The organism is Streptomyces sp. NBC_01275, from assembly GCF_026340655.1.
Lineage (GTDB): Bacteria > Actinomycetota > Actinomycetes > Streptomycetales > Streptomycetaceae > Streptomyces.
Window position 1 is genome coordinate 1,753,543 of record NZ_JAPEOZ010000001.1, and the last position, 12,846, is coordinate 1,766,388.

The 12,846-nt window shown below is 72.7% G+C and carries 12 protein-coding genes; 8 read left to right on the top strand and 4 right to left on the bottom strand.

From position 1 onward, the window contains the following. Positions 1–21: 21 nt before the first annotated feature. Positions 22–1,053 (bottom strand): S-methyl-5-thioribose-1-phosphate isomerase, encoded by a 1,032-nt coding sequence (gene mtnA / locus OG562_RS07440; protein ID WP_266395057.1) that lies wholly within the window; start codon positions 1,051–1,053, stop codon positions 22–24. A gap of 424 nt (positions 1,054–1,477) precedes the next feature. Here mtnA and OG562_RS07445 point away from each other — a divergent pair, with 424 nt between their 5' ends. The 8 genes from OG562_RS07445 (at position 1,478) to OG562_RS07480 (ending at position 9,969) form a co-directional block, all read left to right on the top strand. Next, positions 1,478–2,533 carry a BMP family ABC transporter substrate-binding protein gene (locus tag OG562_RS07445; RefSeq protein WP_266395060.1) on the top strand — a complete coding sequence of 352 codons (1,056 nt, stop codon included), beginning with the start codon at positions 1,478–1,480 and terminating at the stop codon, positions 2,531–2,533. Beyond that, complete coding sequence (locus tag OG562_RS07450) at positions 2,514–4,046, top strand: ABC transporter ATP-binding protein (protein WP_266395062.1); 1,533 nt, start codon at positions 2,514–2,516, stop codon at positions 4,044–4,046. Before OG562_RS07445 ends, OG562_RS07450 begins: the two co-directional genes overlap by 20 nt. A gap of 1 nt (position 4,047) precedes the next feature. Beyond that, positions 4,048–5,103, top strand: a complete 1,056-nt coding sequence (locus tag OG562_RS07455) for an ABC transporter permease (protein WP_266395064.1) — start codon at positions 4,048–4,050, stop codon at positions 5,101–5,103. After that, positions 5,103–5,969, top strand: coding sequence for an ABC transporter permease (locus OG562_RS07460; protein WP_266395066.1), 867 nt, complete (start codon positions 5,103–5,105; stop codon positions 5,967–5,969). Before OG562_RS07455 ends, OG562_RS07460 begins: the two co-directional genes overlap by 1 nt. Before the next feature lie 20 nt (positions 5,970–5,989). Next, positions 5,990–6,742, top strand: coding sequence for a nucleoside phosphorylase (locus tag OG562_RS07465; RefSeq protein ID WP_266409091.1), 753 nt, complete (start codon positions 5,990–5,992; stop codon positions 6,740–6,742). Next, positions 6,739–8,034 carry an amidohydrolase gene (locus OG562_RS07470; RefSeq protein WP_266395068.1) on the top strand — a complete coding sequence of 432 codons (1,296 nt, stop codon included), beginning with the start codon at positions 6,739–6,741 and terminating at the stop codon, positions 8,032–8,034. The genes OG562_RS07465 and OG562_RS07470 overlap by 4 nt, the downstream gene beginning before the upstream one ends. A 113-nt stretch (positions 8,035–8,147) precedes the next feature. After that, complete coding sequence (locus tag OG562_RS07475; RefSeq protein WP_266395070.1) at positions 8,148–8,819, top strand: FadR/GntR family transcriptional regulator; 672 nt, start codon at positions 8,148–8,150, stop codon at positions 8,817–8,819. A gap of 142 nt (positions 8,820–8,961) precedes the next feature. After that, complete coding sequence (locus OG562_RS07480) at positions 8,962–9,969, top strand: PAC2 family protein (RefSeq protein WP_266395073.1); 1,008 nt, start codon at positions 8,962–8,964, stop codon at positions 9,967–9,969. Between the two features lie 75 nt (positions 9,970–10,044). Here the strand turns inward: OG562_RS07480 and mshC are convergent, their stop codons facing one another. The 3 genes from mshC to OG562_RS07495 all read right to left on the bottom strand — a co-directional run bounded on the left by mshC (position 10,045) and on the right by OG562_RS07495 (position 12,772). Beyond that, the gene (gene mshC, locus OG562_RS07485; protein ID WP_266395076.1) at positions 10,045–11,274 is read right to left on the bottom strand and encodes a cysteine--1-D-myo-inosityl 2-amino-2-deoxy-alpha-D-glucopyranoside ligase; all 1,230 of its coding nucleotides are present in this window, start codon (positions 11,272–11,274) and stop codon (positions 10,045–10,047) included. 110 nt (positions 11,275–11,384) lie between these two features. Further along, positions 11,385–12,218, bottom strand: coding sequence for an SCO1664 family protein (locus OG562_RS07490; RefSeq protein WP_266395079.1), 834 nt, complete (start codon positions 12,216–12,218; stop codon positions 11,385–11,387). Beyond that, a complete protein-coding gene (locus OG562_RS07495) occupies positions 12,182–12,772 on the bottom strand; it encodes a DUF3090 domain-containing protein (RefSeq protein WP_266395082.1) in 591 nt (196 codons plus the stop codon). Before OG562_RS07495 ends, OG562_RS07490 begins: the two co-directional genes overlap by 37 nt. Positions 12,773–12,846: the final 74 nt, after the last annotated feature.

Sequence of the window (12,846 nt, forward strand, 5' to 3'; positions counted from 1 at the left end):
TGCTTTTCGGCTGCTTCTCGGCTACTTCAGGTGCTCGCCGGGCAGTTGGCCCGACGCTACTTCCAACACGCCTCGCTCGGTGACCAGTCCGGTGACCAGTCGGCCCGGGGTGACGTCGAAGGCCGGGTTGTGTCCGCGCGACTCGGCGGGGGCCGTGCGGACGCCGCCCCACTCCACCACCTCGTCCTCGCCGCGGAGTTCGATGTGGATGGCGTCGCCGGTGGCCGTCGCGAGGTCCACCGTGGTGGTGGGCGCGGCCACCAGGAACGGGATGCCCGCATAGGCGCAGGCGAGGGCCACGCCGACCGTGCCGACCTTGTTGGCGGTGTCGCCGTTGGCCGCGATGCGGTCGGCGCCGACGATCGCCGCGTCGACCTCGCCGCGCAGAATGACGCCGGCGGCGGCCCCGTCGGCCTGGACGTAGTGCGGGATGCCTTCCTGGACCAACTCCCAGGCGGTCAGGCGGGATCCCTGGAGCAGGGGGCGGGTCTCGTCGGCGTAGACGACCTCGAGGCGGCCGCGCGCGTGGAGTTCGCGGATGACGCCGAGGGCGGTGCCCCAGCCGGCGGTCGCGAGGGCGCCGGTGTTGCAGTGGGTGAGGATGCGCAGCGGCCGGTCCTCGCCGACCTTCCCGAGCAGCCAGTCCGCGCCGAAGGCGCCCATCGCGCGGTTCGCCTCGACGTCCTCGCGCTGGACCGCGGCGGCCTCCTTCAGGACCGCGTCGAGTCCCTCGTCGAAGCGGGTCATGACCCGGTCCACGCACACCATGAGGTTCACGGCGGTCGGGCGCGCCGCGCGGACCCGGGCGACGGCCGCGCGGACCTCGCCCTCGGACCAGCCCTCCCGCTCGCCCTGGAGCAGCGCGATGGCGACGCCGTACCCGCCGGCCGCGCCGATCGCGGGGGCGCCGCGCACGACGAGCCGCTGGATGGCGTCGACCAGGGTGTCCACATCGTGGACGTCCACGGTCTCGGTGCGGTGCGGGAGGACGGTCTGGTCGATCAGCGCGAGGCCGGTTCCGGTCCACTCGACGGCGCGCAGTTCCTGGGACATAACGGGACGCTCCTGATGATCCTATGGTGCCCAATACCGTACATGACCTGGAAGAACCGTCGCCGGACCGGATACGAACCGGCTACCGGCCGGTGGCGAACCACAGTTCGAGACAGCCGGGCGGATGTCCGGAAACGAGTGTTACAGTCCAGCACCCGCATCCGCAGGTCGATACCAGCATCCCGCAGGCCGAGACGAAGGAGGAAAGATGCCGCTGCTCACCCGGCGCCGTTTCCTCGACTTCGGCCGATGCTCCGGCGACGGCTGTCGCGGCTGAGTCCGTCCCCTCAGCCCTCCCCGCACAGCCCCGCACCGACCCTGCGCAGCCGCGCACCGAGCACCGCCGCTCACCTCACCCCCGCCGTACACACGCCCTGTGCGCGCTCCCCGTGAGCGCTCTTCGGCATATCCGGAAGGTCCCCCGATGCCCCGCAGACACCGCCGCTCCGTGCAGTTCGCCGCGCTCGCGGCCGGCACCGCGCTCCTCGCCACCGCCTGCAACGCCGCCGCGAAGAAGGACGACGACACGTCGGCCTCCGCCGGGAGCAGCGGCAAGTCCTTCACGCTCGTCACCCCCGACGCCGTCGGCCAGAACGAGTTCCTGAAGCTCGCCGTCACCGGCGTGAAGGCCGCGGCGAAGCAGCACGACGGGACCGCGAAGGTCTACGAGTCCACCGACACCGCCTCCCAGCAGCAGCACGTGGCCGCCGCGGTGGACGCGAAGCCGGACGTCATCGTGCTGGTGGGCTTCGAGTTCGCCGACCTCGTCGCACAGCAGGCCGCGAAGAACCCGAAGCAGCAGTTCCTGATCGTCGACGCGTGCACGACGAAGACGTTCAAGAACGTCAGCTGCGCGGTCTTCCGGGAGCACGAGGGCGTGTACCTCGCGGGCGCGGAGGCGGGCCTGCTGAGCAAGAGCGGCAAGGTGGGCGCGGTCGACGTGCTCGACACGCCCCAGTTCCGCCGCTACAGCGACCCGTTCGCGGCCGGCGCGAAGAAGGTCGCCGCCAAGACCGAGACGTCGACCCGCTTCGTCGGCGGCCAGTCCCCGTTCGACGACTCGGCCCGCGCCAAGGAGCAGGCGAACACCCTGCTCGCCAAGGGCTACGACCAGATCATGGCAGCCGCCGCGGCCGGCAACTACGGCGTCTTCGAGGCCGCCAAGGCCAAGGGCGCGTACGCGTACGGCGTCGACGTCAACCAGTGCCCCTCGGCGCCCGGCACGGTCGTCGACAACGTGATCAAGCGCACCGACGTCGCCGTCCAGAAGGGCATCGAGTCGGTCCTGACCGGCACGACGGGCGCCACGGTGTCGTACGGCCTGAAGGAGGGCGGCATCAGCCTGACCGGTCTCGAGGACGGCGTGGACACGTCGAAGTGCGTGATCGCCGACCACAAGGACGTCCTGACGAAGGTCGAGGCGCTGCGCGACCAGATCGTCTCCGGAGAGCTGAAGGTCGATGACCCGGCCGCAAGCTGACACCGAGGGCGTCGCCGACGTCGCCGTCGAGCTCCGGGGGATCACCAAGCGGTTCCCCGGCACGCTCGCCAACGACGCGGTCGACCTGACCGTCCGCCACGGCGAGATCCACGCGCTGATGGGCGAGAACGGCGCGGGCAAGTCCACGCTGATGTCGGTCCTGTACGGCATGGAGCGGCCCGACGCCGGGACCGTCGTCGTCGGCGGGCGTGAGGTGAGCTTCGCCAGCCCGTCCGACGCCATGGCCGCCGGGCTCGGCATGGTCCACCAGAGCTTCAAGCTGTTCGACTCGCTGACGGTCGCCGAGAACGTCGTGTACGCCGCCGAGCCGCGCCGCTTCGGCCTGGTGGACCGGGCCGCGGCCCGTCGCCGGGTGCGTGAGCTGGCCGAGGAGCACGGCCTGGCCGTCGACCCGGACGCCCGGGTCGGCGACCTGCCGGTGGGTCTGCGGCAGCGTGTGGAGATCCTCAAGCTGCTGCACCGGGGCGCCCGCACGTTCATCCTCGACGAGCCGACGGCCGTGCTCACGCCGGCCGAGGCGGACGCCCTGTTCGCCGTCCTCAAGTCGCTGGCCGGACAGGGCCGTGCGGTGATCCTCGTCACGCACAAGCTGCGCGAGGTGCTGGAGGGCAGCGACCGGGTGACGGTCCTGCGGGACGGCCGGGTGGTCGCCCGGCTGGTGACCGCCGACACCACGGCCGACGAGATCGCCGCCGCGATGACCGGTCGCGCGGTGGAGCTGGACCGGGTCCACGCACCCGGCACGCCCGGCGAGGCGGTGCTGCGCGTCACCGGTTTCAGCACCGATTCCGTCCACGACGTGGACCTCACCGTCCACGCCGGCGAGATCGTCGGCATCGCGGGCGTCGCGGGAAACGGACAGAGCGAGCTGGTCGAGGCGCTGGCCGGGCTGCGACCGGTCACCGCGGGCCGGGTCGCCCTCGCCGGCGACGACATCACCCACGCCTCGGCCACCGAACGCCGGGCGCGGGGGCTGGCGTACGTCCCCGAGGACCGGCACGCCGTCGGCACGGCGCCCGCCGCGTCGGTCGCGGACAACCTGGCGATGGGACATCACCGCACCTCCCTCTCCTCCCGCGGCCTGCTGCCGCCCGCGGCGGTGCGCGCCCACGCGGCACGGCTCGTGGAGCGCTTCGGCATCAAGGCGTCCTCCCCCGAGACGCCCGCCTCCGCGCTGTCCGGCGGAAACCTGCAGAAACTGCTGATCGGCCGCGAACTCGCCCATGACGCACCGCTGTTGCTCGTCGAGCAGCCGACGCGCGGGGTCGACATCGGTGCCATCCAGAACATCCACGACCAGCTGATCGCCTACCGCGACGCCGGTCACGCCGTGCTGCTCGTCTCGGCCGAGCTGAGCGAGATCCGCGGGCTCGCGGACCGGGTCCTGGTGATGTACGAGGGCCGCCTCGCGGCGTCGTACACGAAGGACGAGGCGGACGAACGGACGCTGGGCCTCGCCATGGCGGGCGCTCCGGTGGAGGCCACGCACTGACATGACACGCATATCCGGAGCCCTGCGCTCCCCCCTCGCCTTCTCCGTGCTCGCGGGCCTGGTCATCGGCGCCCTGATCCTGCTCGGCACCGGCGCGGACCCGGTCACCGCGTACGAGGCCGTGCTGACCGGCGCGCTCGGCGGCGACGGCATCGGCTCGACCCTGACCACCGCCACCAGCGTGCTCGGTCTGGCGCTCGCCCTGGCGATCCCGCTGCGCGCCGGGCTGATCAACCTCGGCGGCGACGGACAGATGGTCCTCGGCGGGATCACGGCCGCGGTGACCGGTCTCTACTCGCCGCTGCCCGCGCCCCTCACCGTCGCCGCGGCCCTGCTGGCCGGCATGGCGGCGGGCGCCGGGTACGCCGTGCTCGCCGCCCTGTGCGAGAACCGCCTCGGGGTCCCGCTGCTGGTCAGCAGCCTGCTGCTGAGCTATCCGGCGGTGTCCCTCGCCTCCTATCTGGCGCGCTACCCGCTCAAGGAGCCCGGCTCCAGCCTGCCGCAGACCCGGGCGCTGCCGGACGGGGTGGCGCTGCCCGCCTTCGGCGACTCGACGGTCACCCTGGGGCTGGTCCTCGTCGCGCTCGCCGCCGCCGCGTACTGGTTCACCGACCGGCGCACCGCCGTCGGGTACGAGATCCGCATGACGGGCCTCAACCCCCGTTTCTCCGCGTACGCGGGCGTCGAACGCCGGGGCCTGACCCTGAAGTTGATGTCCGTCTCCGGAGGACTCGCCGGACTCGTGGGCGCGATCGGGGTGTTGAGCTTTCCCTACCGCTTCGTGGACGGCTCGCTCACCGCGCCCGGCTACACCTGGACCGGCCTGACGGCGGCCCTGCTGGCCGCCGCCGCGCCGCTCGGCACGGTGATCGCCGCGTTCTTCTTCGCCGTCCTTCAGGTCGGCGGCCTCGCGATGGAGCGCACGACCGAGGTGCCGCGCGAGCTGACGCAGGTGCTGCAGGCGATCGTGATCGTGTTCCTGGCGGCCCGACTGCGCTTTCCGAGCCGCTGGTTCGGCCGCTCGGCCATCCGCCGCAAGGAGAAGGAGACGGTCTGATGTTCCTCGACTCCGACCTGTTGATGTCGGCGCTGCGGGCCCTGACCCCGATCCTGCTGGCGGCCCTCGGCGGGGCCCTGTGCGAGCGGGCGGGCGTGTTCAACATCGGCCTCGAAGGCATGATGCTGATGGGCTGCTTCACGTCCGTGGCCACGAGCTGGTTCACCGGCAGCCCCTGGCTCGGCGTTCTGGCGGCGGCCCTCGCGGCGGCCGCGTACTCGCTGATCCTGGCCGTGGGCGCGGTCACCCTGCGCGGGGACGCGGTCGTCCTCGGCATCGCCATGAACCTCCTGGCCGTCGGCCTGACCAGCTTCCTGCTGCGCACGGTCTTCGGCGTGCAGGGCACGTTCGACGACCCGTCACTCGCCGGTCTCCCGCTGGTCGGCGGCTTCTCGCCGCTCGCGTATCTCTCGTGGGCGGCGGTCGCGGTCGCCGCGCTGCTGCTGTCCCGGCATGTGTGGGGGCTGCGGCTGCGCGGGGTCGGCGAGGCCCCGGACGCGGCGGCCACGCTCGGGGTCAGCCCGGCCAGGTACCAGTACGGCGTGATCCTCCTGTCCGGAGTGCTGTGCGGGCTCGCCGGTGCCCAACTCGCCCTGGGCAACGTCACGTTGTTCACGGAGAACATGACGGCGGGCCGTGGTTGGATCGCTGTCGTGGCCGTCATGCTGGGCCGCGCCGCGCCCCTGGGCGTGCTGCTCGCCGCGCTGCTGTTCGGGCTCGCCGAGGCGGCCGGGTTCCGCCTCCAGGGCCTCGGCCTGCCCCAGCAGGCGACCGACTCCGCGCCGTACGTCGTCACCCTCGGCGCCCTGTTCCTCACGACGGCCCGCCGCCGTCGCCGCCCCCGTACCACCGGAGCCGTCCAATGACCCAGGACCTGGCCCAGGGCCTGACCCAGGACCTGCTGCCCGTCACCCGTATCCCGCGCACCGGTCTGCCGGCGCACGCCGTGGTCGTCGGCGACCCGGCGCGCGCCGCTGCCGTCGCCGCGCTGCTGGACGGCGCGCAGGAGGTGTCGTACCACCGCGAGTACCGGGTGTTCAGCGGGAGTTGGAAGGGGGTGCCGGTCGTCGTCGCCTCGCACGGGGTGGGCGGGCCGGGCGCGATCCTGCTGTTCCAGGAGCTGGCGGACGCGGGCGTGCGCACGTTTGTGCGGTTCGGCACGGCGGGCGCGATGAAGCCGGGCGTCGGGGACGGCGACCTGGTCATCGCGGAGGCGGCCGTCCGCGACGACGGGGTCACCCAACAGCTGCTGCCCCCGGAGTACCCGGCGGTCTGTGCGCCCGAGGCGGTCCTCGCCCTCCAGCGGGCGGCCCGCACGGCCGGCGCCCCGCACCACCGGGGCATCGTCTGGACCCGCGCGGCCTTCCAGCCCGGCCTGATCCCGCTCTTCTCCTACGACGGCGCCGGGCTCGCCGCCATCGAGATGGAGCTGTCCGCGCTGCTGGTGACGGCCTCGCTGCGCGGACTGGTCGCGGGCGGGGTGCTGGTGATCGACGGGGCGAACGCCGACGAGCTGGTCGATCAGGAAGCCACCGGCGGGTACGACCCGCACCGGGACGTCGTCGCGGCCGGCGTCGAACGGGGCGCGGTCGTGTCCCTGGAGGCGCTGCGGCTGCTGGCGGAGGAGGAGCAGGCGTGAGCGTCGACCTGTTGGTGCACGGCGGCGACGTCCTGACGGTCGACGACGCCGGGACCGTCGTACGGGACGGGGCGGTCGCGGTCCACGAGGGCGAGATCCTCGCCGTGGGGCCCGCGGCCGACCTGCGCGAGCGCTACCCGGCCGTCGAGGAGATCGACGCCGAGGGCTGTCTCGTGCTGCCCGGGCTGATCAACACGCACACCCACCTCGCGATGACGCTGCTGCGCGGCCGCGCCGACGACGTCACCCTCCAGGGCTTCCTGGAGCGGGTGTTGAGGTGGGAGGCGGAGCTGCTGGCGCCGAAGAACGTGGCGGCGGCGGTGCGGCTGGCGGTCGCGGAGAGCGTACGGGCCGGGGTGACCTCGGCGCTGGACATGTACTGGTTCCACGAGGCGGCCGAGCAGGCGGCCCGCGAGGCGGGCTGGCGGCTGCACACCGGGCCGACCTTCATGGACGTGCCCGAGCCGCCGGACGGCATCGCCTACGAGGACCGGCTCGCGTGGGCACGGCGGGACCTGGAGGCGCGCGGCACGGCGCGGCACGGCACCCGGCCGGTCGTCTTCGCGCACTCCGCCTACACCCTCTCCCCCGGGCAGCTCACCGAGGTCTTCGCGCTGGCCCGGGAGTTCGGGGCGCTGGTGCACATCCACGCGGCCGAGAACGCCACCGAGGTCGCCACGGTGGAGGTGAAGTACGGCAAGCGTCCGGTGGAGCTGCTGGACTCCCTCGGGCTGCTCGGCCCCGACGTGCTGCTCGCGCACGCCGTCGACCTCACCGGGCCGGAGATCGCGGCGCTGGCCCGCACGGGCACGGCCGTCGCCCACTGTCCGGTGTCGAACCTGAAGCTGGGCTGCGGGATCGCGCCGGTGCCGCGGCTGCTCAGCGCGGGCGTGACGGTCGGCCTCGGCACCGACGGGGCCGTCAGCTCCAACTCGCTGGACGTGCTGGGGGCGGTGCGGCAGGCGGCGCTGGTGCACAAGGCGGGCGGCGACCCCACGGCGGTCGGCGCCGAGCAGGCCGTACGGATGGCGACGATCGAGGGGGCGCGGGCGCTGGGCCTCGGGGAGCGGCTGGGCTCGCTGGAGGCGGGCAAGCGGGCCGACCTGATCGTGCTCGACCTGAACGCGCCGCATCTGCGGCCGGCGCACGACCCGTACGCGACGCTCGCCTACGCGGCGCACTCGGCGGACGTGCGGGACACCGTCGTCGAGGGCCGGGTGCTGATGCGCGGCCGTACGCTGACGACGCTGGACGAGGCGGCGGTGATCGCCGAGCTGGACGCGCTCGTCTGATCACTCCCCACCCACGCGATCAGGTGCTCATAATGTCCTGAGACATCGGATGTCTGAGCGTGGCTGAGCACGCATGAGTCCAGGTGCGTCCGAGAGCGACAGGGAGGCCGGTCATGGCAGTCACCGACGAGGCGATCGAGAAGATCAAGGGCATGATCGTCTCGGGTGCGCTGCGCCCCGGGGACCGGCTCCCCAAGGAGAGCGAGCTGGCCGCCGAGCTGGGTCTGTCCCGCAACTCGCTGCGGGAGGCGGTGCGGGCCCTGTCGCTCATCCGGATCCTGGACGTGCGCCAGGGCGACGGCACGTATGTGACGAGCCTCGATCCCCAACTGCTGCTGGAGGCGCTGAGTTTCGTCGTCGACTTCCACCGCGACGACACGGTCCTGGAGTTCCTGGCCGTGCGCCGGATCCTGGAGCCGGCCGCGACCGCGATGGCCGCCCTGCGCATCAGCGAGCAGCAACTGGACGCGTTGGACGCCCAGTTGGACAAGCTGGGCGAGGCGCCGTCGGTGGAGGAACTCGTCGCCTGCGACCTGGAGTTCCACCGGGGCATCGTGCAGAGCGCCGGCAACTCGGTGCTGTGCTCGCTGCTCGACGGGCTGTCCGGGCCCACCACCCGGGCCCGGATCTGGCGCGGTCTGACCCAGGAGGACGCGGTCTCCGGGACCCTGCGCGAGCACCGGGCGATCCTGGCGGCCCTGCGCGACCGGGACGCGGAGGCGGCCCGGTCGTGGGCGACGGTGCACATCGCGAGCGTGGAGCAGTGGCTGCGCTCCACTCTCTGACCGGCGGCCCTCGTGGGGTGTTCGGGGGTGGCGAACGGGGCAGTGATCCGTTCACTCCCCCGTGCAAGGGGGCTGCGGGCGCCCCTGCGGAACGCCGTAAGGTTGGGTGGTCAAGCGAGGGCACGTCGGAAGGAGGCGCTGGGTGATCGAGCTCGAGGGGGTACCCGAGCTGATCGACCCGGTCATGGTGGCCGCGTTCGAGGGCTGGAACGACGCCGGCGACGCCGCCTCCACCGCGGTCGCGCATCTGGAGAGGGAGTGGAAGGGCGATGTGTTCGCGGCGCTGGACGCCGAGGACTACTACGACTTCCAGGTGAACCGCCCCACGGTGTTCATGGACGGCGGCGTGCGCAAGATCACCTGGCCGACGACAAGGTTGTCGGTGGTGCGGGTCGGCGGCGAGAAGCCGCGCGACCTGGTGCTGGTGCGGGGGATCGAACCGTCCATGCGCTGGCGCTCGTTCTGCAACGAGCTGCTGGGGTTCGCGCACGAGCTGGGCGTGGAGCTGGTGGTCATCCTGGGCGCCCTGCTGGGCGACACCCCGCACACCCGTCCGGTGCCGATCAGCGGGACGACGTCCGACACGGACCTGGCCCAGCGGATGGACCTGGAGGAGACCAAGTACGAGGGTCCCACGGGCATCGTCGGAGTCCTCCAGGAGGCGTGCACGCACGCGGGCGTACCCGCGGTGAGCCTCTGGGCGGCCGTGCCGCACTACGTCTCGCAGCCGCCGAACCCGAAGGCGACGCTGGCCCTCCTCAACCGGCTGGAGGACCTGATCGACGTGCGCATCCCGCTGGGCGAGCTGCCCGAGGACGCGCGCGCCTGGCAGGTCGGCGTGGACCAGCTGGCCGCCGAGGACACCGAGGTCGCCGAGTACGTGCAGACGCTGGAGGAGGCCCGCGACACCGCGGAGCTGCCGGAGGCGTCGGGCGAGGCGATCGCCCGTGAGTTCGAGCGCTATCTGCGGCGCCGGGACGGCGGCGGCCATGCGACGGACGGCGGCGAGGGTCCGCCGTATCTGCGCGACAGCCCCGGCGACCGGACGCGGCCCCCCAAGCCGCAGAAGCCGACCGCCGAGAGCACCGGGACCACCGAGAGCGCCGAGAGCGCCGACGGCACGGACGACGAGGATTCGTCGGAGGACTGAACAAGGGGCGGTACATCACGAAAAGGGGCGGTACGTCGTGGAGACGTACCGCCCCTTTTCATGGGTCCCGGTGGGCTACAGGGCCACGCCCAGCAGCGCGTCCACGGCCCGTGACACGACGCCGGGCGCGCCGATGTCCGTACCGCCCCGCTCCTGCTGGAGCACGGCCCAGCGGTCCACGGCGGCGAGGGCGGCGGGGGCGTCGAGGTCGTGCGCGAGGGCCTCGCGGATCTCCTCGACGAGGGCCTCGGCGGGCGGCCCGTCGGGCCGGGAGACGGCGGCGCGCCAGCGGCCGAGCCGGGCGACGGCGTCGGCCAGCACCTGGTCGGTCCACTCCCAGTCGGCCCGGTAGTGGTGGGCGAGCAGGGTGAGCCGGATCGCGGCCGGGTCGACCCCGTCGCGCCGGAGCCTGGACACGAAGACGAGATTGCCCTTGGACTTGGACATCTTCTCGCCGTCCAGAGCGACCATGCCGGCGTGGACGTAGGCCTTGGCCATGGGGAACTCGCCGGTCAGCACCTGGGCGTGGGAGGCGCCCATCTCGTGGTGCGGGAAGGCGAGGTCGGAGCCGCCGCCCTGGACGTCGAAGCCCATGCCCAGATGGTCCAGGGCGATGGCCACGCACTCGATGTGCCAGCCGGGCCGGCCGCGGCCCAGCGAGCCGCCGTCCCAGCTCGGCTCGCCCTCGCGGGCCGCCATCCACAGCATCGGGTCGAGCGGGTTCTTCTTGCCCGCCCGGTCGGGGTCGCCGCCGCGCTCGGCGGACAGCAGACGCATGGCGGCGGCGTCCAGGTTGGACACCCTGCCGAAGTTCGGGTCGGACCCGACGGAGAAGTAGACGTCCCCTTCGAGCTCGTAGGCGGCGCCGGCGTCGCGCAGCCGTTCGACGAGCGGGACGATGCCGGGTATGGCCTCGACGGCGCCTATGTAGTGCCGCGGCGGAAGCATCCGCAGCGCGGTCATGTCCTCGCGGAAGAGGGCCGTCTCCTTCTCGGCGAGGGCGACCCAGTCGACGCCGTCGCGCACGGCCCGCTCCAGCAGCGGGTCGTCGACGTCGGTGACGTTCTGGACGTAGTGAACCTGCCGCTTGGTGTCGAGCCACACGCGCTGCACGAGGTCGAACGCGTTGTAGGTGGCCGCGTGCCCCATGTGGGTCGCGTCGTACGGCGTGATGCCACAGACGTAGATACGGGCGACGGGACCGGGGTCGAGGGAGACCAAGCCGCCGGTCGCGGTGTCGTGGATCCTCAGGTCGCGGCCCTGACCAGGCAGGGCGGGGACCTCGGAAGCGGGCCAGGCATGCATGTCATGAGCCTAACCGGACGGAACTTGCGTATACGAACCGGAGCAGGCCAGATGACCGGTAAGGCACTCTTGCGCACTCCCCGCCGGTGTGCTCGCAGGACCTGCCCCGGCTACACCGGCGGCCAGGGGATGGCCGGCCAGTCGCCGCTGGGGTCCGGGTGTCTGCCGGACCGGAGGAGCTCGTCGACGCGGGTGCGGGTGGCGGCGAGTTCGGCGGGGGTGATGAGGGGGGCGAGGGTCGCTGACAGGGCTCCTTCGGGCTCCAGGAGGGTCCTGAGGGCCTTGAGGACGTCCACCGCCTCCGGGGGCAGGGGCTCGCCCGCCCAGCCCCACAGGAGCGTGCGCAGCTTGTTCTCGGCGTTGAAGGTGACACCGTGATCGATGCCATAGAGGCGGCCGTCCTCGGTGGGCAGGAGGTGGCCGCCCTTGCGGTCGGCGTTGTTGATCACCGCGTCCAGGACGGCGAGCCGTCGCAGTCGCTCGTCGTCGGCGTGGACCAGCAGCGCGGTGCGGCCCTCGCCGACCTCGGCGAAGCCGATCGCCTTCCAGCCCGGCTCCGGCTCCTCGGCGTCGACCAGGGCGAGCAGCTCCGCCTCCGGGGCCGCCTCGATCCACAGCTGGCACATGCCCTCGCCGTACGGGCCCTCCCGCAGCACGGTGGGCGGCACGAACCCCCAGCCGGTCGCCGCGGAGACCTCGTAGGCGGCGACCTCGCGCTGGGCGAGGGTGCCGTCGGGAAAGTCCCACAGGGGGCGCTCCCCGGCGACGGGCTTGTAGACGCAGGCCGCCTCACGGCCCTCGTGCGCGACGGTGCAGTACAGGGCCGCGTTGGAGGCGTCGCGGATACGTCCGCGGACGGTCAGCTCACCGTGCGCGAGCAGCTCGGCGAAGGCCGGGTCGGTGGTCGTCACGCCCCCCGGCGGTATCCGTTCTGGCGCGGACATACGTGTCCTTCCGGGTCGAGCGGCAGACTGCACAACGGGCACGGGGGCCGGCCGGCGTTGACGACGTCGAGGGCCCGCTTGGCGAAGGCGCGCGCCTGCGCGCCGGTGAGCCGGACCCGCAGCATCGGGGGCCCGTTCTCCTCGTCCTGGAGGAGCCGTTCCTCCGCCTCGGCCAGGTCCTCCTCGGAGTCGGCGTCGAGCTCCACGAGGGCCTGCGCCTCGACGATCATGCGCTGCTCCTCGCCGTCCCAGGCGAGGGCCATGGTGCCGACCCGGAACTCCTCCTCGACGGGACTGTCGAGGGGAGCCGTGTCGGTGTTCTCGGCGGGTGACATCGCGGGCACGGAGGCGCTGCCGCCGCTACGGCGTACGACCTCGTCCAGCAGTTCGTCCATACGCTCGGCGAGCGCGGCGACCTGGGTCTTCTCCAGGGCCACGCTGGTCACACGGGCGCCGGCGACGGCCTGGAGGAAGAAGGTACGGCGCCCGGGCAGTCCGACCGTGCCGGCCACGAAGCGGTCCGGTGGATCGTAGAGGAACACCTGACGGGACACGTCCTGTCTCCATGGGAGTCGTGGGTCATCGTGGGTCGGGGAACGTCCATGCGTGCACGCGCGCGCGAGCGGAC